The 21,691-nt window shown below is 66.5% G+C and carries 17 protein-coding genes; 10 read left to right on the forward strand and 7 right to left on the reverse strand.

What is annotated here, in order from left to right:
• Positions 1-113 precede the first annotated feature (113 nt).
• The 6 genes from dnaK (at position 114) to FHS28_RS18415 (ending at position 8,303) form a co-directional block, all read left to right on the forward strand.
• Positions 114-2,096 carry a molecular chaperone DnaK gene (dnaK, locus tag FHS28_RS18390; RefSeq protein ID WP_088454251.1) on the forward strand — a complete coding sequence of 661 codons (1,983 nt, stop codon included), beginning with the start codon at positions 114-116 and terminating at the stop codon, positions 2,094-2,096.
• A 110-nt stretch (positions 2,097-2,206) separates the two neighbouring features.
• On the forward strand, positions 2,207-3,361 hold the full coding sequence (gene dnaJ, locus FHS28_RS18395; protein WP_088454250.1) for a molecular chaperone DnaJ: 1,155 nt from the start codon (positions 2,207-2,209) through the stop codon (positions 3,359-3,361).
• Positions 3,362-3,637: 276 nt separating this feature from the next.
• Positions 3,638-5,257, forward strand: a complete 1,620-nt coding sequence (locus FHS28_RS18400; protein ID WP_088454249.1) for a response regulator — start codon at positions 3,638-3,640, stop codon at positions 5,255-5,257.
• A gap of 97 nt (positions 5,258-5,354) precedes the next feature.
• Positions 5,355-7,025: a phosphoethanolamine transferase gene (locus FHS28_RS18405; RefSeq protein WP_088454248.1), complete on the forward strand. Its 1,671-nt coding sequence runs from the start codon at positions 5,355-5,357 to the stop codon at positions 7,023-7,025.
• Positions 7,026-7,069: 44 nt separating this feature from the next.
• Positions 7,070-7,504, forward strand: a complete 435-nt coding sequence (locus FHS28_RS18410; protein ID WP_088454247.1) for a response regulator — start codon at positions 7,070-7,072, stop codon at positions 7,502-7,504.
• Between the two features lie 49 nt (positions 7,505-7,553).
• Positions 7,554-8,303, forward strand: coding sequence for a GAF domain-containing protein (locus FHS28_RS18415; RefSeq protein WP_184295177.1), 750 nt, complete (start codon positions 7,554-7,556; stop codon positions 8,301-8,303).
• A 72-nt stretch (positions 8,304-8,375) separates the two neighbouring features.
• Here FHS28_RS18415 and FHS28_RS18420 read toward each other — a convergent pair whose 3' ends face one another.
• The 7 genes from FHS28_RS18420 to FHS28_RS18450 all read right to left on the reverse strand — a co-directional run bounded on the left by FHS28_RS18420 (position 8,376) and on the right by FHS28_RS18450 (position 16,007).
• Entirely contained in the window at positions 8,376-8,936 is a 561-nt protein-coding gene (locus FHS28_RS18420) for a VOC family protein (RefSeq protein ID WP_088454246.1), read from the reverse strand.
• Between the two features lie 130 nt (positions 8,937-9,066).
• Positions 9,067-9,900, reverse strand: coding sequence for an arginine N-succinyltransferase (locus tag FHS28_RS18425; RefSeq protein WP_184295180.1), 834 nt, complete (start codon positions 9,898-9,900; stop codon positions 9,067-9,069).
• Positions 9,890-10,969, reverse strand: coding sequence for an arginine N-succinyltransferase (astA, locus tag FHS28_RS18430; protein WP_088454244.1), 1,080 nt, complete (start codon positions 10,967-10,969; stop codon positions 9,890-9,892). Before astA ends, FHS28_RS18425 begins: the two co-directional genes overlap by 11 nt.
• Positions 10,966-12,111: a GlxA family transcriptional regulator gene (locus tag FHS28_RS18435; protein ID WP_246410346.1), complete on the reverse strand. Its 1,146-nt coding sequence runs from the start codon at positions 12,109-12,111 to the stop codon at positions 10,966-10,968. Before FHS28_RS18435 ends, astA begins: the two co-directional genes overlap by 4 nt.
• 42 nt (positions 12,112-12,153) lie before the next feature.
• The gene (locus tag FHS28_RS18440) at positions 12,154-13,650 is read right to left on the reverse strand and encodes a YfcC family protein (protein WP_088454243.1); all 1,497 of its coding nucleotides are present in this window, start codon (positions 13,648-13,650) and stop codon (positions 12,154-12,156) included.
• A 9-nt stretch (positions 13,651-13,659) separates the two neighbouring features.
• On the reverse strand, positions 13,660-14,778 hold the full coding sequence (locus FHS28_RS18445) for a succinylglutamate desuccinylase/aspartoacylase family protein (RefSeq protein WP_088454242.1): 1,119 nt from the start codon (positions 14,776-14,778) through the stop codon (positions 13,660-13,662).
• Between the two features lie 2 nt (positions 14,779-14,780).
• Entirely contained in the window at positions 14,781-16,007 is a 1,227-nt protein-coding gene (locus FHS28_RS18450; RefSeq protein ID WP_184295183.1) for a cyanophycinase, read from the reverse strand.
• 365 nt (positions 16,008-16,372) lie between these two features.
• Here FHS28_RS18450 and FHS28_RS18455 point away from each other — a divergent pair, with 365 nt between their 5' ends.
• The 4 genes from FHS28_RS18455 to FHS28_RS18470 all read left to right on the forward strand — a co-directional run bounded on the left by FHS28_RS18455 (position 16,373) and on the right by FHS28_RS18470 (position 21,676).
• Positions 16,373-19,072, forward strand: a complete 2,700-nt coding sequence (locus FHS28_RS18455; RefSeq protein WP_088454240.1) for a TonB-dependent receptor — start codon at positions 16,373-16,375, stop codon at positions 19,070-19,072.
• 125 nt (positions 19,073-19,197) lie between these two features.
• Positions 19,198-19,836 (forward strand): lipocalin family protein, encoded by a 639-nt coding sequence (locus tag FHS28_RS18460; protein ID WP_246410348.1) that lies wholly within the window; start codon positions 19,198-19,200, stop codon positions 19,834-19,836.
• Positions 19,837-19,877: 41 nt separating this feature from the next.
• On the forward strand, positions 19,878-20,063 hold the full coding sequence (locus FHS28_RS18465) for a DUF2256 domain-containing protein (protein ID WP_088454355.1): 186 nt from the start codon (positions 19,878-19,880) through the stop codon (positions 20,061-20,063).
• Positions 20,060-21,676 carry a cryptochrome/photolyase family protein gene (locus tag FHS28_RS18470; RefSeq protein WP_088454239.1) on the forward strand — a complete coding sequence of 539 codons (1,617 nt, stop codon included), beginning with the start codon at positions 20,060-20,062 and terminating at the stop codon, positions 21,674-21,676. The genes FHS28_RS18465 and FHS28_RS18470 overlap by 4 nt, the downstream gene beginning before the upstream one ends.
• Positions 21,677-21,691: the final 15 nt, after the last annotated feature.

Consider the following 21,691-nt stretch of genomic DNA (forward strand, 5'->3'; position numbering starts at 1 on the left):
TTTTTTAAGCTTTTCGCTGCAATTTCCGCTGCGGCGCTCTTGAAAACCGACGGAGTTATCCACAGATCAGAGTCATCCGGATCACACCAATCCCAGAATTCAGGAGTCCTCACATGGCAAAGACAAAAATCATCGGCATTGACCTCGGCACCACCAACTCGTGCGTCGCGGTCATGGAAGGCAACACCACCCGCGTGATCGAAAACGCGGAAGGCGCCCGCACCACCCCTTCCATCATTGCCTACCAGGAAGATGGCGAAGTGCTGGTCGGCGCCTCGGCCAAACGCCAGGCAGTGACCAACCCGCGCAACACGCTGTATGCGGTCAAGCGCCTGATCGGCCGCAAGTTCGCCGAGAAGGAAGTGCAGAAGGACATCGACCTGATGCCCTACACCATCGCTGCCGCCGACAACGGCGACGCCTGGGTGGAAGTGCGCGGCAAGAAGCTGGCCCCGCCGCAGGTCTCCGCCGAAGTGCTGCGCAAGATGAAGAAGACCGCCGAGGACTACCTCGGTGAAGAAGTGACCGAAGCCGTGATCACGGTGCCGGCCTACTTCAACGACGCCCAGCGTCAGGCCACCAAGGACGCCGGCCGCATCGCCGGTCTGGACGTCAAGCGCATCATCAACGAACCGACCGCCGCCGCCCTCGCCTTTGGCCTGGACAAGCACGGCGCCGGTGACCGCAAGATCGCCGTGTTCGACCTGGGCGGCGGCACGTTCGACATCTCCATCATCGAGATCGCGGACGTCGACGGTGAAAAGCAGTTCGAAGTGCTGTCCACCAACGGTGACACCTTCCTGGGCGGTGAAGACTTCGACCAGCGCATCATTGACTACATCATCTCCGAGTTCAAGAAGGAACAAGGCGTTGACCTGACCAAGGACGTGCTGGCCCTGCAGCGCCTGAAGGAAGCCGCTGAAAAGGCCAAGATCGAGCTCTCCAACAGCTCGCAGACCGACGTCAACCTGCCCTACATCACGGCAGATGCCACCGGTCCGAAGCACCTGAACATCAAGCTGACCCGCGCCAAGCTGGAGTCGCTGGTGGAAGAGCTGATCGAGCGCACCATCGCTCCCTGCCGCACCGCCATCAAGGACGCCGGCGTGTCGGTGAACGAGATCGACGACGTCATCCTGGTCGGCGGCATGAGCCGCATGCCCAAGGTGCAGGAGAAGGTCAAGGAGTTCTTCGGCAAGGATCCCCGCAAGGACGTCAACCCGGACGAAGCCGTCGCCGTGGGCGCCGCCATCCAGGGCCAGGTCCTGGGCGGCGAACGGACCGACGTGCTGCTGCTGGACGTCACCCCGCTGAGCCTGGGCATCGAGACCCTGGGCGGCGTGATGACGAAGATGATCAAGAAGAACACGACCATCCCGACCAAGTTCAGCCAGACCTTCTCGACCGCCGAAGACAGCCAGCCCGCCGTGACCATCAAAGTCTACCAGGGCGAGCGTGAACTGGCACAGGCCAACAAGAGCCTGGGCGAGTTCAACCTGGAAGGCATCCCGCCGGCCCCGCGCGGCGTGCCGCAGATCGAGGTGAGCTTCGACATCGACGCCAACGGCATCCTGCACGTCGGCGCGAAGGACAAGGGCACCGGCAAGGAAAACAAGATCACCATCAAGGCGAACTCCGGCCTGTCGGAAGCCGAGATTGAGAAGATGGTGAAGGACGCCGAAGCCAACGCTGCGGAAGACAAGAAGAAGGTCGAGCTGGTGACCGCCAAGAACCAGGCCGATGGTCTGGTCCACTCGGTGCGCAAGTCGCTGACCGAGCACGGCGACAAGCTGGACGCCGGCGAGAAGGAAAAGATCGAAGCCGCCGCAACGGCGCTGGAAGAAGCCATCAAGGGCGAGGACAAGGACGACATCGACGCCAAGTCCGAAGCCCTGATGACCGCCAGCCAGAAGCTCGGCGAGAAGATCTATGCTGAATCGCAGGCCGCCGCAGGGGCAGCCGGCGCGGCAGGTGCCGCGGGCGCCGCCGGCGCAGACTTCGCAGAAGCCGGTCCGGGTGCGGGCCAGGGCGCTTCGAAGCCGGCCGACGACAACGTGGTGGATGCCGAGTTCAAGGAAGTCAAGGACACCAAGTAATCGTTGTTGGCCGACCCTCCCGTCGGCGTGACAGCCCGCCGCGCGAGAGCTGCATGCCTCGCGCGGCGTTTTGGTTTCAAGCTGGATGAACAGCAGGCCCAGGAAATCCCATGGCAAAGCGTGACTATTACGAAGTCCTAGGCGTCGCCAAGAACGCCAGCGAAGACGACATCAAAAAGGCATATCGCAAACTTGCGATGAAGTACCACCCTGACCGCAATCAGGGGGAAGGCTCGAAGGAAGCCGAAGAGAAATTCAAGGAGGCCAAAGAGGCCTACGAGATGCTCTCCGACGGCCAGAAACGCGCCGCCTATGACCAGTACGGCCATGCCGGCGTCGATCCCAATGCCGGCGGCTTCCGCGGCGGCCCGGGCGCGGAAGGCTTCGGCGGCTTTGCCGAGGCTTTCGGCGATATCTTCGGCGACCTCTTCGGCGGCGCTGCCGGCGGCGGCGGTGCGCGTCGCGGTGGCGGCCAGCAGGTCTACCGCGGCAGCGACCTGAGCTACGCCATGGAGATCACGCTGGAAGAAGCGGCCCGTGGCAAGGAAACCCAGATCCGCATCCCGTCCTGGGAAAGCTGCGAGACCTGCAGCGGCTCCGGCGCCAAGCCTGGCACCAGCGCCAAGACCTGCGGCGCCTGCAGTGGCTCCGGCACGGTGCACATGCGCCAGGGGTTCTTCAGCATCCAGCAGACCTGCCCGCACTGCCACGGCACCGGCAAGATCATTCCCGAGCCCTGCACCACCTGCAACGGCGCCGGCAAGATCAAGAAGACCAAGACGCTGGAGGTCAAGATTCCGGCCGGCATCAACGAAGGCATGCGCATCCGCTCCGCCGGCAATGGCGAGCCGGGAGTCAATGGCGGACCGTCCGGGGATCTCTACATCGAGATCCGCATCAAGCAGCATGACATCTTCGAGCGGGACGGCGACGACCTGCACTGCACCATGCCGGTGTCGATGACGACGGCGGCGCTGGGCGGCACCATCGAGGTCCCCACCCTGGGTGGCAAGGCCGAGATCGAACTGCCGGAAGGCTCCCAGCACGGCAAGACCTTCCGCCTGCGCGGCAAGGGCATCAAAGGCGTGCGTTCGAGCTACCCGGGCGACCTGTACTGCCACATCAGCGTGGAGACGCCGGTCAAGCTCACCGAGCATCAGCGCAAGCTGCTCAAGGAGCTGGACAAGAGCTTCCGCGAGGGCGGCGACCGGCACTCGCCCAATGCCAAGTCCTGGACCGACCGCGTCAAGGACCTGTTCAAGTAAGGCGGCCGGGTGGTCGAACGTCACGCCATGACGGCCCTGATCGCCGACGAATTCGTCAACAGCGCACGCTCCGACCGCCCGATCCCCGCAAACCCGGGCTAACAAGCCTGGGGATCAGGACCACAATGCAGCGGTGATGTTCACCCTGCATTCCGGTCAGCCGCCCAGCAGCCTTGCCTGCTCACGGCGCCACAGCCCACCCCGTCCAGTCTCGGACACGGTGGGCTTTTTTGTGCGCGCGCCGGGGGTTCACGAGACGGCGGGCACCGCAGCGCCATGAGCTACGCCAACGGAGCCTTCGCCAAGACCCAGGCGCTGGTGATCGACAGCAATGCCACCTCGCGCAGCCTGATGACGGCCCAGCTGCGGGAGCTGGGCGTGGGCCACGTACGCCAGGCCACCCGCACCCGCGACGCCCGCGTCATCCTCGAAACACAGCCCTACGACATCGTGCTGTGCGACTACTACTTCGACGGTTCCGAAACCTCCGGCCAGGACTTGCTGGACGAGCTGCGCCGCGAGCAGCTGCTGCCTTACTCCACCGTCTTTGTGATGGTGACCGGCGAGGCCTCCTACGCCAAGGTGGCCGAAGCCGCCGAAGCGGCGCTGGACGCCTATCTGGTCAAGCCCTACACCAGCGCCGCGCTCGCTGACCGCCTCGCCAGCGCCCGCCATCGCAAGCATGAGCTCAAGGACATCTTCGAGGCCATCGACGCCAAGGACTTCGGCAAGGCCGCCGACCTGTGCCTGGCCCGGTTTGAGAGCCGCGCTGCCTACTGGCTCTATGCGGCCCGCATTGGCGCCGAACTGCTGCTGCGCCTGGAGCGGCACGATCAGGCGCGTGAACTCTACGAGGCCATCATCGCCGCGCGCACCGTGCCCTGGGCGCGGCTCGGCGTGGCCCGCACGGAAGTGGCCTCCGGCAACCTGAGTGCCGCCCGGCGCACGCTGCAGACCCTCATCGGTGAGATGCCCGACCAGGCCGACTCCTACGACCTGATGGGCCGTGTCCAGATGGACCAGGGCGAGATCAGCGCCGCGCTGGCCACCTACCGGACGGCCGCCAACCTGACGCCGGGATGCCTGTCCCGCCAGCAACACTGCGGCACCCTCGCCTTTTATGCCGGCGAACGGGCCGAGGCGCTGAAGATGCTGGAGCGAAGCGTCGCCCAGGGCCTCAAGTCGAAACTGTTCGACTTCCACAGCGTCGCCCTCATTGCGCTCATGCGCTTTGATGCCAAGGACAGCAAAGGCCTGAAGTACACCCAGGACGCCCTGATGTTGGGCATGGACCGGGCCCCTCATGACCGCCGCCTGCAGCGCTTCGACCTGTTGATGCAGGGTCTGCGGCTGCTGATGGACCGGCGTCTGGCCGATGCGCTGGCACTGGCCCGGCGTTTCGCGGCCATGCTGCCGGACGAAGACTTCGACCTGGAGTCCGCCAGTCTGCTGCTGGCCCTGTGGGTGCGGATGAGCCGGCAGGACATCGAACTGGAAGAGATGGCCAGCATGGCCCAGCGCCTGGGCCTGCGCTTTTGCAGCTCCAAGTCGGCCACCGAAGTGATGACCAGCATGTCGGAAGGTCACGAGCCCACGACACAACTGCTGCGCGACGCCCATGCCCGGGTGTTTGCGGTGTCCGAGACGGCCATGCGCCATGCGATGCGCGGAGACGCCCGCCTGGGTGTGATGCTGCTGCTGGACCAGGGCGCGCAGACGATGAATGCCAAGCTCATCGACATGGCCGCGCTGGTGCTGCGCCGCTACCGGGATCGCATCGACGATCCGGACGTGCTGGAGCCCCGTATCCTGCAATTGCAGGACCGCTATGCGCGCACGAGCACCCAGGGTCTGAAGGCCGCCCGCGCCGCCGGTGGCATGGCCTTGCGCGGCTAATCAACTCCGGGGTTTCCGGGGGGACGCCCTGGCACTTCAGTCACCCTTCAGGTGGTTTAATTACAAACATTAATCGCCCAGAAGTTCGTCTTAGTCAATGCTTGCTGATTCCTTGTCCCGCCGCGTGAACGTCGAGCGATCCCCTCTCACGCTGGCCTGGGCCACCGCGATCTGGATCGGACTGTTGGGCAACTGGCCGCTGTGGCAACGCATGCTGGGCATGCCGGACTTTGCCGGCACCGGCGGGCGCCTGTTCATTGGCCTGTTCGCCGGCATGGTGGTGATGGTGCTGGGCGCCCTGTTCAGCCTGATGGCCTGGCGCGTCGCGGTGAAGCCGCTGATGTCGCTGATGCTGATCCTCACCGCGCCGCTGGCCTACTTCATCGGCAGCTACGGGGTGGTGATCGACAGCACCATGATCACCAACGCCCTGCAGACCGATCTGCGGGAGACCCGCGACCTGATGGGCTGGGGGCTGCTGATCAACATCCTGGTGCTGACGGTGCTGCCGCTGCTGTGGCTTTGGCGCCAGCGGCTGGGGAACAAGCCGTGGCTCCAGCGCCTCGGTTGGAATCTGCTGTCGCTGGTGCTGGCCCTGGTGCTGGGGACCGGCCTCGGCGCTCTGCGCACCGCGGACCTGGCCTCCACCCTGCGCAATCACAAGGTGCTGACCAAGATGGTGAGCCCGGTCAATGCGATCTGGGCGACGGCGGCGCTGGGCGTGCAGAAGCAGAAGGCGCCCAAGGGGCCGCCGGAAGTCGTTGGCGCCGATGCCACCCTGTCCGCGCGTCCGGCCGGCGCCAAGCCGCCGCTGGTGATGCTGGTGGTGGGTGAGACCGCCCGGTCGGAGAACTTCTCCCTCAACGGCTATGCCAAGCCAACCAACCCGGAGCTCGCCCAGTTGCCGGTGCTGAGCTACCGCGAAGTGGCTTCCTGCGGCACCAGCACCGCCGCTTCCCTGCCCTGCATGTTTTCGCATCTGGGTCGCGAGGTGTATGTGGACCGCCCCACCCATCAGGAAACCCTGCTGGACGTGCTCCAGCGCGCGGGCCTTGCGGTGCTGTGGATCGACAACCAGTCCGGCTGCAAGGGCGTGTGTGATCGCGTGCCCAATGTGCAGGCCATCAACCCGGCCCGTGCCGACCACCCGCTGCCGCAGGGTCTGTGCGGGGCGGACGGCGAATGCTTCGACGAAGCCATGCTGCACGACCTGGACGCCCGCATCGCTGCACTGGACCCGCAGCGCGTGGCCAGGGGTGTGGTGCTGGTGATGCACCAGATGGGGAGCCACGGCCCGGCCTATTTCAAGCGCACGCCGGCGGATCGCAAGCCTTTCCAGCCCGAATGCCGCAGCAGTGCCTTGCAGCAATGCCCGCTGGAAGAGGTGCGCAATGGCTATGACAACTCCATTGCCTACACCGACCATGTGCTGGCCCAGGCCATCCGCTGGCTGGACGGCCAGCAGGGGCGTTTTGACCCGAGCCTGCTGTACGTGTCCGACCACGGCGAATCGCTGGGCGAGAACAATCTGTTCCTGCACGGCATGCCTTACGCCCTGGCGCCGAAACAGCAAAAGCATGTCCCGCTGATTGTGTGGCTGCCGTCGGGCACGCGGGCGGCCCAGCATCTGGACAGCGACTGCCTGAGCGCCCGCCGTGACACGCCGATGTCGCACGACGGTCTGTATCACACCGTGCTCAGCCTGTCTGGCGTGCAAACGGCAATCTATCGCAAGGATTGGGACTGGGTGGCTGCCTGCCGCCGTTGACGCCCGCCGGATCGCGCTAGCATGCCGCCAGAGGAGAGCCGATCATGGTGACAACGATCAAGCGCGAGGACTTCTGTTTTCTGGTGGTGGATGACTTCGCCACCATGCGCCGGATCATCTCGGGGCTGCTGCGGGAACTGGGCTTCAAGAAGATTCTCGAAGCGGAAGACGGCAAGGTGGCCCTGCGCGTGCTGGAAGGTGCCCAAGGCGCCGGGGAGCCGGTGCATTTCGTGCTGAGCGACGTCAACATGCCGGTGATGAATGGCTTCCAGATGCTGGAATCGCTGCGCACCCGCCCGGAGGGCGATCCGCTGCAGAAAGTGCCTGTCCTGCTGGTGACCGCCGAAGGGCGCAAGGAAGACATCCTGCGTGCCGCCCAGCTCGGCGCCACCGGCTATGTGGTGAAGCCCTTCAACAAGGACACCATCGGGGACAAGATCCACCTCGCCCTCAAGCACCGCAACATTCTGGTGGAATGAGCACCTTCGCCGCGGCAGGACGCCGGGCGACGCGACAGGAAAGAATCAGATGCAGTTTGAGACCTATTGGGACCGTTGCGGCGTGGCCGCGCAATTTGAAGCGCTGACGGATGGGGCGACCGGTTCGGCGGCATTCGCCGCCCAGGTGCGCCGCCATCAGGCCGCGCTGGCCGAGCGTACGCAGCCCCAGGCGCTGGCCGACCTGCCGGTGACCTGGCAGTTCCAGGTGCCGGAGCTGGGCGAAGGCGGCGCCTGCTCCCTGTTTGGCCAACTGGCGGCCGAGCCCTATGACCTGAGCCGCATCCTGGGCGGCCGCACACCGCAGAGCCAGGCCTTGCTGGCAACCGCCACCGCGGTAACGGCCTATTACCAGCAGCACAGCCGCAGCCACTGGTTCGGCATCTATCAGGCGCGGCCCAACACCGCCGGGGAGCCGGTGCTGGTGAAGCTGGCGTATTTCGGGGCAGAGAGCCGCGCCGAATTCCCGCTGACGGAGGCCTTCGCCCAAGGCAGCAACAACAGCGCCGTTGGTCTGTCTGGCCAGGGCCGGATCATCAATGACGTGGCGGCCTTTGTGGCCGAAGGTGGCGGCTACTACACCTGCGATCCGAAGGTGAAGGCCGAGGCCTGCCTGCCGCTGTTCAATGCGGCCGGTGAGGTGATCGGCATTCTGGACTCGGAAGCGTTCGACACCGGTTTCTTCCACGGCGACGAGCTCGCGCTGGTGGTGGCCGTGGCGGCGCATCTGTCGGGAGACAGCGTGTTGGCGATGACGAAGGCGGCCGCGGCGACGGTTTGATGGGGCCTTGCGACAGGCAGGCGACCCGCCTGCGATGGCCGCGCAGCAGGGCTGCGCAACAGGGCGCCAGGTTCACGCCTGAATCGCTGCCTCGATCGCGGCGATATCAATCTTCTCCATCGTCATCATGGCCTCGAAGGCCCGGCGTCCGACGGACGGGTCCGGATCCGCGATGGCCTGCGTGAGTACCCGCGGCGTGATCTGCCAGTTCAGTCCCCAGCGGTCCTTGCACCAGCCGCAGGCACTGGGGCTGCCGCCGTTCTCGATGATGGCGTTCCAGAGGCGGTCGGTTTCCGCCTGATCGTCGGTGGCGATCTGGAAGGAAAACGCCTCGCTGTGCGGGAACGCGGGCCCCCCGTTGATGCCGATGCAGGGAATGCCGCAGACGGTGAAGGACACCGTCAGCACGTCACCCGCCTTGCCGGCGGGATAGTCGGCTGGCGCGTGAAAGACCGCATCGACCCGGCTGTCCGGGAAGGTGCGGGCGTAGAACTCGGCGGCGTCCTGGGCGGCGCCGTCGTACCAGAGACAGATGGTGTTCTTGGCCACCGGGGTTGCTTTCGATCCCGGTGTGGGACGGGCAGGTGCGGCGTTGGAAGCGTTGGAAGTGTTGAAAGCGTTGGAACGGGGCATGTCGGTCTCCTGAATCGTTGTACGAGGCCGAGCCGTCCGGCCAATGAGCATCCGCAGGTGCCTGGGCGCCCCCGAATGCCGAGATCCTAGGCGCCGGCTCGCGGAGCGTCTGTCCCCGGGTCTGGCCCGCTCACAACGCCAGCTGCCAGCACGGCCCCGCGTCGTCGATCTTCACGTAGTCACTCGGCCGGAACCCTGCGCCCTTCAGGGCCTCCAGCGCCATCGCAGCCGCCGGACCTGTGCGACCCATGCAGCTCCGGGACTCGTCGTCCATCAGTGAGGCGTACAGCGGCAAGGCGGGCAGCAGGTCGGCCAGATCGCGACGCCATGTCGGGCCGACGCCCGGGGCATCACCCCGCTCCGGCAGAAAACGTCCCCCCAGCCCGCGCCAGAACGGCGATCGGCCCTGGGCGTCCCGGTAGCCCTGCAGTTCCACAAACAATGGGCGGGAAGGCGCTGACGTGCGCGTGCCCACGCCCGCGCCCGCACCAGTCGCCGCGTCGCCGCCTTCCGCGGCGCCGCTCACGACCGATGCCTGCTCCGCCACGATTGCCTTCAGCAGATGCGCCAGTTTCAGCGCCCCCTCCTGCGCCTGCGGGTCCACCGCCAGGTCGGTGATCTCGATCGCATCACACAGGTCGTTGCCCATCAGCAGGATCTGCTGCGGGTTGTAGAGCGGCAACTCATCGCTGACGTGCACCAGCTTGCCGACACGGAAGTGAAAACGCAGGGCATCACTCGCGGCGCCGGCCTGCGCGGGCGGCAGTGTGTCCGACGGTAGCGGCGGCACGATGCGCGCACAGGCCAGCGGCCGGTCCTGTGCCGTATCCAGCAGCACCCGCAGCGAATGCCCCGGCGGCAGGGCCGGGACCACTGGCTCGCCCAGCTGGTTCATCCACTCCGCCATCACGGCCCGCCAGGACGACGGCCAGGCCGCCAGGCTGTCCACGCGTTCAAGCCTCATCACCGTCCTCCTGTCCACCACGGTCCAGGCGCAGCGGCGCCACATCGATCCGGTCGCCCGCATGGACTGCCAATCGCCGTGCGGCCTCGTGGTCCACCGACAGCGACGCACCGTCAGAGGCCACACGCCCCAGGCAGGCGCGAAACCGCCCGCGATCACCCGCCACCATCAGGTGCCAGGCGCCATGCGCTTCATCGCGCACGGCGCTGCCAGGACCTGCGCCCTGTGTCACCAGACTCCGCGCCGCCCGCACCGTCCCGATCTGATCCAGATGCGCCACCACGGTCGGGCCGGCATCAAACACATCGACGTAGATGTCCGCCTCAAATCCCTCACGGAACAGGATCTCGAAGGGCAGTTGCCCCACCGGATGCAGCTGGCCGATGCTCATCTGCGCCGTTGGCGGCAAGAGGCCCACATAGACCGGTGTGCGCGGCATCAGGTCCGCTATCAGCGAACGACTGCGGCCCTCACTGATCCGCTCCGCCTCCGGATAGCCCATCTTGAAGAATCGCTCCCCCACCGCCGACCAGAACGGCGAATGCCCCTGGGAATCAGACATCCCCGGCATCTCCGCCGCGACGCGCGCGCCGGGAAAGCGGTCGGCAAAGCGCCGGATGAACAACAGCCGCGCCCGCGACAGCAGCTCCGGCGCCACCGTGTCTTCAAACTCCGGCTCGATGAAAAAGGAGGTCAGCAGCGTTGAACCGGTGAGGTCATGGCACAGATGCAGCGTGTGCATCCGCCGGTTCACCTGCAGGCCCTTGGAGGCGTGCGCCATGAACTCGTTGCGATAGCTGTAGAACCGCTCCCGGAAGCCCGCACTCGCCGCGATCCCGCTGCAGCCGATCACCCGTCCCTGCCACTCCAGCAGGAAGAGATAGGACTCTTCGCCACTGGCCACGTCCTCCGACAGGAAGGACTGCTCGGCCAGTTCCAGCCGTCGCAGCAATCGCTCCGGGTTCTTCGGCAGCGAGCCGATGCCATGCACGCTGGAGGCGGCAATCCGCTCCAGCGCGGGCAGGTCCGCCACGCCCGCCGGGCGCAGCAACAGGTCTTGCGGATTCATGAACCCTCTCCTGGATCACGGGGGGAGGCTTCGGACGGGCCGGTGGGCGAGCGTTCCTCGCGCGGCGTGCGGCCGAAACGGGCCTTGTAGGCATTGGAAAAATGCGGTCCCGACGAGAAGCCGCAGCTCAGTCCCACCTGCAGGATGGACTGGCCGCTCTGCAGCAGCAACCGGCGTGCGCGCTGCAGCCGAAGCTCCAGGTAGTGGCGGGACGGCAGCGTGTCGAGATGGCGCTTGAAGAGGCGCTCCAGCTGTCGCCGGGAGACGCCGCACAGCCGGGCCACATCTTCGGTCGGCAGGGGCTCGCCGAGATTGGCTTCCATCAGAGCCAGCGCCTCCCGCAGCTTCGGGCTCGCCGTCTGGCTGAGGCGATTGGGACGCGGCTGGGGATCGTCCCCGGGGCGGCCCTGGGTGAGACCCAGCAGCGGGGCCAGGTCGGGCAGCAGGTGGTCGCCGTGATGCTCGCCGATCCATGCGAGCAGCGCGTCGAGCAGCGCGGTGCCGCTGGTGGCCGTGAAGATCGTGCCGCCCGGGCTGGCGGCCACCAGGGGGGTCACCACCGACGAGGCCACAGACACACCACTGCGAAGATGGAGCGAATCGCCGACACGCAGGTTCGGGCCCGTGTCGCCACCGGACGGCGCAACGCTCGCACTGGTCCACAGCTGGGTGGTCCACAGCACGTCCGGGTATTCGGCCTGCAACGCCTCCACGCTGCTCCACGGGCTCGCGGCGCGAAGGCCGTTCAGCAGCCCGGCCTGCGCCAGCAGTCCGACCGCACTGCCGCTGGCGCACAGGCTGCAGCCGCTGCGCACCAGTGAGCGCAACGCATCGATGACGGGGCCGTTCTGCTCAGAGGCCAGGTCAGCGCCATCGAAACCGATGTCGATGTGAGCCTCCTGCCCCACCAGCACCATCAGGCCCCAAGGCTGCTCCGGCCGGAGGACCTGGGTCTCCACCCGCAGGCCCGCGCTGCCGCTGACCGGCCCGCCGGTCAAGGACACCACGCGCGGTGCGAGCAGATACGGCTGGTCCAGCAGATCGGCCACCGCCTGCAGGGTGGACACCGCAGCGCCCAGCGCCAATGCCGAAAACCCTGGCAAGGCCAGGGCACCGGTCGGGGCATAGCGGGTGTCACTCATGGGCAGCGGCAGGAATCGCCGCACTGTAGCGCGGCTCCACCGTCACCACCCCACCCATTGCGGTGCCAGCACCGGAATGGCGAGCATCACCAGCGCCAGCACCACAAACGCCACCTGCAGGGGCAGCATCCAGCGCACCCAGCGGCCAAATGGAATGCGGGCCAGGCTGAGCACGCCGACGGTGATGCCCGAGGTCGGAATGATGGGCGTGGTCAGTTCGCCGAACTGGAAGGCCAGGATGGCGCTCTGGCGACTGACATTCACCAGATCGCTCAGCGGTGCCATCACCGGCATCGTCAGCGCCGCCTGTCCGGTGCCGCTGTGGATGAAGAAGTTGATGACCGACTGGATGCCAAACATCTTGTAGAGCGCCAGCGTGGCATGCTCGGACGCCACCAGCGGTGCCAGGCTGTGCAGCAGGCTGTCGATGATCTGCGCGTCCCGCATCAGCACCACCGTGCCCTTGGCCAGCGCGATGATCAATGCCGTGCCGGCCAGGTCCTTGGCGCCCGCCAGAAAGTGCTGCACCCATAACCCGGCGCCCATGCGCGCCAGCACGCCCACCAGAATCGCCATCGCCAGGAAGACGGCGGCGATCTCTTCGATGTACCAGCCGTACTTCACCACGCCCACCATCATCGTCACCAGCGTGCCGGCAAAGGCCAGCAGCACCAGACGCTGACGGGTCTGGATGCCGGTGAACTCCCGCATGGCGGCGAGGTCCAGGTCGGCGCGGCGGCGTTGATCGTCTTGGAAACAGGCGCTGATTTCGGGTTGCCGACGGATGCGGGCCGCATGCCACATCAGAAAGGCAATGGTCACCGCCGTGAACACCAGCCAGCAGACGAAGCGGTAGCCCAGGCCCGAGAACAGCGGCAGCCCGGCCAGGCCCTGGGCCACCCCGACGTTGAAGGGATTGAGGAAGGCGGTGGCAAAACCGACCTGGGAGCCCACAAACGGAATCGCCACGCCGATGAAGGTGTCATAACGCAGTGCCAGGGCCAGCGGCACAAAGATCAGCACAAAGGGAATCGCCTCCTCCGCCATCCCGAAGGTCGCGCCGCCCAGCGAGAACAGCAGCACAAAGCCGGGAATCAGGAGCGTGCGCACCAGCGCCGACCGCTCATGCGCCTTGGCCACCGATTTGATCAGCGCATCGATCGCCTGCGTGGCCTGCAGCACCGCAAAGGCGCCGCCGACGATCAGCACAAAGCCGATGATCAGTCCGGCCTCGACGAAGCCTTTGATCGGTGCCATCAGCACCGCAGCCGGCCCCTGCGGATGGCTCGGCACTGGCTGATAGGACGTGGGGTCGATCACCGGTTTGCCCTCCACCATCACCGTGGCGTACTTGCCGCCCGGCACGAACCAGGTGAGCACGGCGATCAGCACCAGCAGGCCGAAGATCAGCACGAAGGTGTTGGGCAGCTTCAGCCGAAAGCGGGGGGAAGCGGCGACTTCGGCCACCTCGGCCGCTGGGGCTGCATGGGCCGCCTGGGCTGCATGGGCCGGCGCGGGCGGCAAGGACGTGATGCTCATGGGGAACTCTCAGGGAGACAGCAAAGGACCGGCGCGATAAGGCACCGGGCCGGCGACCTTGGCCAGCCGCATGCCGCGGGTGACCCAGCGGCGGGAGATGCGGGCGAACAGCACGCCGTCCACCTCGGCCCGCACCGGCACCCGCAGGCGACTGGCCGGGTCGACGATTTCGGCGATGCAGTCGCCCGTGCTGACCCGCTCGCCCAGCTGGCGCAAGAAGACGAGCACACCACTGTCCGGCGCCACCAGCGGCTGCACACCGGCCAGCGGCGTGGCGACGCATCGGGTGGCCGGCAGGGTCGGCGGCGGACCGGCAATGTGGCCGGTGTCCTGCAGGAACTCGATCAGTCCGCGCGCGTCATGCACCGCCAGCGCGTCGTCCACATCGGTCTCGCCCCGCAGCTCGACCGTCGCGGCAAAGCAGCCGGTCGTCAGCGGATGCTGCGAGCCCCAGCGGTCTGCCAGCTCCCACCAGTGGCGGGACAGCGATTCATCGAAGGGATCGTCCCCTGAGCATTCACACAGCAGCAGCGCCTGCGCACCGAGCCGCTGCGCCAGCAGCCGGGCGGTGGACGCCTGCGGCGTGCCGGCGTAGACATGCAGACAGGCTTGATGATCGCAATGCAGGTCCAGCGCGATGTCAGCATCGATGGCCAGTGACTGCAGCAGCTGCTTCAGCGCGTCGGTGTCGGTCTGGGGGTCCATCTCCGCCAGCAGTCGCCGCGCGGCGTCCCGCACATGCGCCGTGTTGGCGGCGGCGTCCGGCCCCAGCAGCGGCTCGACCCGTTCGGCGATGCGCGCGGTCAGGTGCTGGAACTGCCGGTTGAAGTTGATGCCGGAGGCCTGATCGAAGCGCCCATGGTGGGTGCCATGCAGCGACTGCGACAGACCAATCGGGTTGGCCATCGGCACCAGCACGATTTCTCCGGCGATGGCGCCGCTGTCTTCCAGGTCCTGCAGCAGCCCCTGCAGATGATGCGCCACCAGCATCGCCGGGACTTCGTCCGCATGCAGCGAGGCCTGCAGATAGACCTTCCGTCCGCTCAGCCGCTGACCGAAGTGCAGGCTGGTGACCACGCGCCGCGTGCCTCGCGACGATCCCGCGATGTCATGTTCACGGACTTCCATGCTCAGGGCCTCGGGCTGGGTGCGGAGGCCGGCGTGGGCGCGGTGACCCGGGTGTAGAGCGGACTCGCCACGCGTACCGGCGTGACGTCCAGGTGCACATTCACCACCGTGTAGTCCTCACCGCCGAACGCCCCGGTGAACCAGCCTCGCGTGTCCGGCCCCTTGTAGAGCCGGAATTCGAAACCGGGCTGGCTGCGCACCTCGCCCGAGGGCCCGAGACGCGCGGCCAGTCCGCGCAGTTCCTGCGCCGGACTGTCCAGCAGCTGTGCCATCGCATGCGCGATGGTGTTGTCGCCAAGGATGTCCGGATAGAACGGCTCGTCCTTGAAATACGGCTTGAAGTCGGAGGCCGATGGATCGATGGGGCTGCTGCTGCGCTTGGCCTCGGCGGCCGTCACGGCGCCGGTCTTGAGATCGATGCGGTCGCCGCGCTCCAGGTAACTCAGCCGCGCGTTCTGCAGATTGAAGGCACCGAGGGTGGCGTCACTGCTCGCCTGCCGCAGATCGACATACAGCGCGCCGCGCGCACCGATGATCTCCGCCTGATCCGCCTTGATGACGGCAGCGCTGTTCTCCTCCACGCCCAGGCCGATGCGGTAGCCTTGTGCCACCATCAGCGGCAGCATGCGGCCAATGCGGCCCCGCTTGAGGAAATGCTGGTCGATGAACAGGTCCGGTCCGACGAATCCCAGGCCCTGGTCGATTTCCAGACCGGGGCGAAGCTGGCCGTTCAATACGTCCATCACATCCTGCGCATCGCGGAACATCACCCGGCTCATGATGGCCGCCCCGGCACTGGTGCCCGCCACCACACCGCCCCGGCGGTAGACCGACCAGATGGCTTCCAGCATCGGCGTCGGCTGGCCCTTGGGTTGCAGCGTGCCGGTGATGTATTCCTGCGCGCCGCCGGAGAAGAACACGCCGCGCGCCTGGCTCACCTTCGCCAGCAGGACCGGATCCCGCAGGGCGGCGGCGAGCTTGTCAGCCGGCAATTGCGGTGAGATGGGCACCGCTTCGGCGCGCGCGCCCCGGCGGTTCAGCGCCTCGACGATCTGCGACGCCGCCCGCGTCGGATTGGCGGCTGCGGTGCCAAACACCACCAAGCGCGCCTGCGGCCCGCCGGCTTCGTCCACGATGCGCTGCCAGACCTTGTCATTGTCAAACCTGAGCGCGCCGCCGATGACCACGGCGGTCTGCGCCTGGGCCGCAGCGCCCGCGAGCATCAGCATCCCGCTCAAGCCAAGGCTGAGACCGAGGCGTATGGCAGGTGAGATCCGCCGACGCGGCGCACGGAACGGAGAGCAGGAAGGAGGGCAAGTCGAATGCATGCCGTGATGGTGCCGTCACGGCGCCGGGCTGCAGACAGGGTTGCACCTGAGTGGTGGTTTGCTTGCAAGGCTTTGTCGCAATGCTGCAAGCCCGTGGTGCACGCAACTGCCCCGTCGACACACGGCTTGCAGCGAAGCGACGCCGTCTTGCATTGGAGCGACGGCCTCGCCAAAACCCGATGTCGTGCGGTGGACACCGACTTCTAGAGTGCAGCACAAGGACGGCCCGGCGCCGACCTGAGCCTCCCCCAACTACCGAGTTTGTCATGGTCACCACCAAGGTTTTGCGTCCGCACGCCATCGCCCAGGCCACCGCCCTGCTCCTGCTGTCCTCGATCACCCCTGCGTTTGCCCAGGACGGCAGCAGCCAGACACTGGAACGCGTGGAAATCACCGGCTCCAGCATCAAGCGCCTCGAAGGCGAAACCGCCCTGCCGGTGCAGACGGTGCGCCGCGAAGACATCGCCAAGACCGGCGTGACCACCGCCGCTGAGCTGCTGCGCAACATCAGTGGCAATGCCGCCGGTCTGACCGACGGCGCCAGCATCAGCGACAACAACGGTGGCCAGCGTGGCTTCAACGGCGCGAACCTGCGCGGCATCGGTGTCTCCAGCACCCTGGTGCTGCTCAACGGCCGCCGCCTGGCCAACTTCGCTTCGCCCGGTGACAGCGCCGGTGTGGACCTGAACAACATTCCCGCCGGCGCCATCGAACGCGTGGAAATCCTGAAGGATGGCGCCTCGGCGATCTACGGCACCGACGCCATCGGCGGCGTCATCAACTTCATCACCCGCAAGGACTACCGCGGCGTGGATCTGAATGTCTACGCCTCCGGTACACAGGAAGGTGGCGCGGGCAAGCGGGCCGCTTCGGTGGCCGGCGGCCTGGGCGATCTGGTCGCCTCGGGCTTCAATGTGTTTGGCGTGCTGGATGTGCAAAAGCTCGACGCCCTGCGCTCCACGCAGCGCGACTTCCTGCGCGAGCGGCCGCTGTCCGAGCTGCTGCCCTACTACATGTCCACCCGGCCCTATCCGGCCAACCTGCGCCTGTCCGGCTCGGCCAGCACCCGTGCGGCGCAGCTGGCGGCCATCAATGCGGCGGGCTACCGCATCAACGGCCAACCGTTCACCGACCGCAACATCAACCTCTTTGCACCGGACTGCAACCCGCCGGCGAGCGTCTTCACCCCCGGCACGCAGACCTGCGGCTATGACTACATGGCCGATACCGAGATCTATCCCGACGCGACCAAGACCAGCTTCCTCGGCCGCGGCGTGCTGAAGATCAACGATCACAGCCAGGCCTTTCTGGAGGTACTGCGCAGCCGGGCCGAGACGACCTACGTGCTGTCACCCAACCCGACCAACTTCACCGGCGTGAGCGTGGCGGCACTCAACCGCAATCTGCCCACCGCCATCAACTACAGCGGCACGGTGGATGTGCGGATGCGCGCCAGCGAGCTGGGCAACCGCTCCAATGAAGTGACCAGCGATGCCGAGCGTTATGTGGCCGGCGTCACCGGCACCTTCGCCAACGACTGGGACTATTCGCTGGCGGCCAGCTATGCGAAGAACCGGTCGCAGGACCAATACGTCAACGGCTACTTCCTCTTCGACCAGCTGGATGCCGCGGTCAAGTCTGGCGATGTGAATCCCTTCGGCCCGTCGTCCGCGGCCGGCAAGGCGCTGATCGACAGCATCCGCGTCAACGATGTGGCCCGCAAGTCCAGCGGCACCACTCAGGGCCTGGATGCCAAGCTGACCGGCTCGCTGATGGAGCTGGCCGGCGGCCCGCTGGGCATGGCGGTGGGCGCCGAGCTGCGGCGCGAGACGCAGTCCTTCACCCCCTCGGCCCTGCTGATCTCCAACAACATCGGCGGCGACCGCGACAGCTCGCTCGCCGCTGGTGAGGCCGACACCTCGCTCCAGGCCACCAGCAACCGCCGCAACATCGCCTCGGCCTACACCGAGCTGAGCGCCCCGCTGCTCAAGGAGCTGGAAGTCCAGGCGGCCCTGCGCTTCGACCACTACCAGGGCGTGGGCAACACCACCAACCCCAAGCTGGGGCTGCGCTACCAGCCCAGCCGCCAGCTGCTGCTGCGCGCATCGGCCGGCACCGGCTTCCGGGCGCCGTCCTTCAGCGAGCTGTATCGGCCCACCAGCTATGGCTCGAGCCCCGCGTTCATCTACGACGCGGTGCTGGATACCTTCGACCAGTGGGCCACCCGCAAGGAGTCGAATCCCAATCTGAAGCCGGAGCGCTCGCAGCAGTTCTCGGCCGGCGTGGTCTTCGAGCCGGCCCGCGACATGAGCGTCAGTGTGGACTACTGGCTGATCAAGAAGCGTGACGTCATCAGCGACCTGAACGGCAAGACGATTCTGGAGAATCCCGAGCGTTACGCCGCCTACATCGAACGCGATGAATTCGACGAACCGACGATCATCCTGCGCAAGGAAAACCAGGGCCGCCTGAAGACCTCCGGCCTGGATCTGGAAGCCAACCTGCGCAGCAGCGCCACACCCTACGGCCGCTTCGGCCTGAACCTGAGCGGCACCTACGTGCTGGAATACAAGCGCCAGTTTGGGCCGCTGGAGCCGTACGTCAGCAACCTGGGCCGCTTCCTGAACGACCAGGTCATCCAGCGCTGGCGCCATCGTGCGTCGCTGGATTGGGAGATCGGCGATGTGAATGTGACCCTGGGCAACACCTTCTACAGCAGCTACCAGGACGACAGCTACCTGCCCGACACGGCGCCCCGCCGGGTGAAGGCCTATTCGCTGTGGGACATGTCCGGCGCCTGGCGCATCAATTCGATGCTGCGCGTGCGGGCCGGTGTACAAAACCTCTTCAACACGGCGCCGCCCTTCTCCAACCAGAGCTATTACTTCCTCTCCACCTACGACCCGACCTACACCGACCCGCGCGGCCGCACCTTCTACGCCAGCGTGAACCTGTCGTTCAAGTAAAGCCGACGCCGCCGTGCCGCGCGGGGTGATCCGTGCAGCATGGCCACGCGTAGAAGGAGCAGTTCAACCTTCTCCAACAGAAGGCACGGGGCCCGGGACGGGTCCCGTGTCGTCTGCGGCTGCTTATGCGTGTCCCTGCTTTCCGTGTCTCCCCCAGCAGCTCGGCGTCCGGTGCGGGCGTGGGTCGGCTGATGTCGCTGGCGTCCGTGGCCTGCCTGTCCGCGGCGTTGATGGTCCTGCCGGCCGAACAGGTACGGGCGGACGATGCGCCGCTGCCCACCGTGGCGTCGGTCGACCTGGCCCGCTATGCCGGCAGCTGGTATGAAATCACCAAGCTGCCCAACCGGTTCCAGAAACAGTGCGTCGCCGACACCCAGGCGGAGTACCGGCTGGACGGCGAGACGGTGCGGGTGATCAACCGCTGCCGGACCGAGGACGGCAAGATCGACGACATCAAGGGCCGGGCCAAGGTGGTGCCGGACAGCGGCAATTCCAAGCTGAAGGTCACCTTCTTCTGGCCCTTCTACGGCGACTACTGGGTACTGGCGCTGGACCCGGACTACCGCGAGGTGTTGGTGGGCGCGCCGGACCGCAAGTATGCGTGGGTGCTCTCCCGCACCCCGACGATGCCGCAGGAGCGCGTGGATGCGCTGCTGCAGCGGGCGCAGACGCTGGGCTTTGAGGCTTCCGCCTTTGTGGCCACGCCGCAGACCCAGCCGCTGCCAGCGGTGACGCCCCAGGGGGCCCCCGCCGCCGCTCGCTGAGCGGCTGCACGGCTCAACGAATGAAGGGCGAGGAGATCCTGATGGGCCGTCGATCAGGTGACACCAGTGACTTCAAGGGGAACAAGTCGTTCCTGCCCAGCAAGCCCTGCGCTGCCTGCGGCCGAGCGATGACCTGGCGCAAGGCCTGGGCCCGGAACTGGGACGATGTGCGCTGGTGCTCAGACGCCTGCCGCAGGCGCGGCGCTCCTGCGAGTCCCACGTCATGACGTCCGCCCGTCACGTGCGCGCGCTCATCATCGTTCTCGGCGACCAGCTGGACGCCGACGCCAGCGCTTTCGACGGATTCGATCCGGCGACCGATCAGGTCTGGATGGCCGAGGTGCGGGAGGAGTCCACCCATGTGTGGTCCAGCCGCATCCGCATTGCGCTGTTCCTGTCCGCCATGCGGCATTTCGCGAATCAGCTGGCGAGCCTGGGCCGCCCGCTGGACTATGTGACTCTGGACGACGCCGCCAATACCGGCAGCCTTGCCGGTGAATTGGCCCGGGCGCTGCAACGCCATCAGCCGCAGCAGGTGGTGATGACGGCCCCGGGGGACTGGCGGGTGCTGCAGTCCCTGCGAGAGGCCACTCGCCAGGCCGGTCTGACTCTGGAGGTGCGTGACGACCGCCATTTCTTCTGCACCGTCCGTGAATTCGCCGCCTTCGCCAACGAGCGCAAGGGCCTTCGCATGGAGACCTTCTACCGGATGATGCGCAAGCAGCATCGGGTGCTGATGAATGGCGACGAGCCTGCCGGGGACCGGTGGAACTTCGATGCGGAGAACCAGCAGCCGTTCGGCCCGGAAGGCCCGGGCTTCCTGCCGGAGCGGGTAGGCTTTGCGCCAGATGCCATCACGCAGGAAGTGATCGCAATGGTGGCCCGCGAGTTCCCGGAGCACCCCGGTTCACTCGAGGCGTTTGACTGGCCCGTCACCCGCGAGCAGGCGCTGCATGCCCTCGAACGCTTCATCGAGGAGCGGCTGTGTGATTTCGGCCAATGGCAGGACGCCCTCTGGCCGGACACGCCGTGGCTCTGGCATGCACACCTCTCGGCGGCGCTGAATCTCAAGCTGATCGGCCCGAAGGAAGTGGTGTCACAGGCGGAGCAGGCCTGGCGGGACGGCCGGGCGCCTTTAGCCAGCGTGGAGGGGTTTGTCCGCCAGGTGCTGGGCTGGCGCGAATATGTGCGGGGCGTCTACTGGACGCGCATGCCTGCACTGGCCCAGGCCAATGCGCTGGACGCACAGCAGCCGCTGCCCCCGTTCTACTGGACGGGCGATACGGAGATGCGCTGCCTGGCCGACGCGCTCAAGCACACGCTGCAGCTGGGCTACGCCCATCACATCCAGCGATTGATGATCACCGGTCTGTACGCACTGCTGCTGGGCGTTCGGCCCACTGAAGTGCACGAATGGTATTTGTCGGTCTATGTGGATGCGGTGGAATGGGTGGAGATGCCCAACACGCTCAGCATGAGCCAGTTCGCCGATGGCGGCGCCATCACCAGCAAGCCGTACGTCGCGAGCGGCAAGTACATCGAACGCATGAGCAGCGGCAAATATTGTGCCGACTGCGCGTATCGGCCCGACCAGCGCGTGGGCCCCAGGGCCTGTCCCTACACGACGCTGTATTGGGACTTCCTGATCCGCCATCGCGCCCGGTTCGCCCGTCATCCGCGCCTGGGTGCGCAGGTCCGGAACCTGGACCGACTCTCGAATGAAGAGGTTTCCGCGATCACGTCCCAAGCGGAGGCCTTGAAGCAAGGAGGGGACGTTAAGCCCGTGTTCATCGAGGATGTGCGGCATCGCACCCAAAGTAACAAGCACGAAATTCTTTGATCCGGTGTGAAGTCT

The organism is Roseateles terrae, from assembly GCF_014192155.1.
Taxonomy (GTDB): domain Bacteria; phylum Pseudomonadota; class Gammaproteobacteria; order Burkholderiales; family Burkholderiaceae_C; genus Roseateles; species Roseateles terrae.

Coding starts and splice junctions, on each gene's coding strand:
- FHS28_RS18420 (WP_088454246.1), bottom strand. CDS start 8,936: ATGCCCCGTTCCAACGCTTTCAACACTTCCAACGCTTCCAACGCCGCA.
- dnaK (WP_088454251.1), top strand. CDS start 114: ATGGCAAAGACAAAAATCATCGGCATTGACCTCGGCACCACCAACTCG.
- FHS28_RS18465 (WP_088454355.1), top strand. CDS start 19,878: ATGGGCCGTCGATCAGGTGACACCAGTGACTTCAAGGGGAACAAGTCG.
- FHS28_RS18435 (WP_246410346.1), bottom strand. CDS start 12,111: ATGAGTGACACCCGCTATGCCCCGACCGGTGCCCTGGCCTTGCCAGGG.
- FHS28_RS18405 (WP_088454248.1), top strand. CDS start 5,355: ATGCTTGCTGATTCCTTGTCCCGCCGCGTGAACGTCGAGCGATCCCCT.
- FHS28_RS18425 (WP_184295180.1), bottom strand. CDS start 9,900: ATGAGGCTTGAACGCGTGGACAGCCTGGCGGCCTGGCCGTCGTCCTGG.
- FHS28_RS18415 (WP_184295177.1), top strand. CDS start 7,554: ATGCAGTTTGAGACCTATTGGGACCGTTGCGGCGTGGCCGCGCAATTT.
- dnaJ (WP_088454250.1), top strand. CDS start 2,207: ATGGCAAAGCGTGACTATTACGAAGTCCTAGGCGTCGCCAAGAACGCC.
- astA (WP_088454244.1), bottom strand. CDS start 10,969: ATGAATCCGCAAGACCTGTTGCTGCGCCCGGCGGGCGTGGCGGACCTG.
- FHS28_RS18410 (WP_088454247.1), top strand. CDS start 7,070: ATGGTGACAACGATCAAGCGCGAGGACTTCTGTTTTCTGGTGGTGGAT.
- FHS28_RS18450 (WP_184295183.1), bottom strand. CDS start 16,007: ATGCTGATGCTCGCGGGCGCTGCGGCCCAGGCGCAGACCGCCGTGGTC.
- FHS28_RS18440 (WP_088454243.1), bottom strand. CDS start 13,650: ATGAGCATCACGTCCTTGCCGCCCGCGCCGGCCCATGCAGCCCAGGCG.
- FHS28_RS18400 (WP_088454249.1), top strand. CDS start 3,638: ATGAGCTACGCCAACGGAGCCTTCGCCAAGACCCAGGCGCTGGTGATC.
- FHS28_RS18460 (WP_246410348.1), top strand. CDS start 19,198: ATGCGTGTCCCTGCTTTCCGTGTCTCCCCCAGCAGCTCGGCGTCCGGT.
- FHS28_RS18445 (WP_088454242.1), bottom strand. CDS start 14,778: ATGGAAGTCCGTGAACATGACATCGCGGGATCGTCGCGAGGCACGCGG.
- FHS28_RS18455 (WP_088454240.1), top strand. CDS start 16,373: ATGGTCACCACCAAGGTTTTGCGTCCGCACGCCATCGCCCAGGCCACC.
- FHS28_RS18470 (WP_088454239.1), top strand. CDS start 20,060: ATGACGTCCGCCCGTCACGTGCGCGCGCTCATCATCGTTCTCGGCGAC.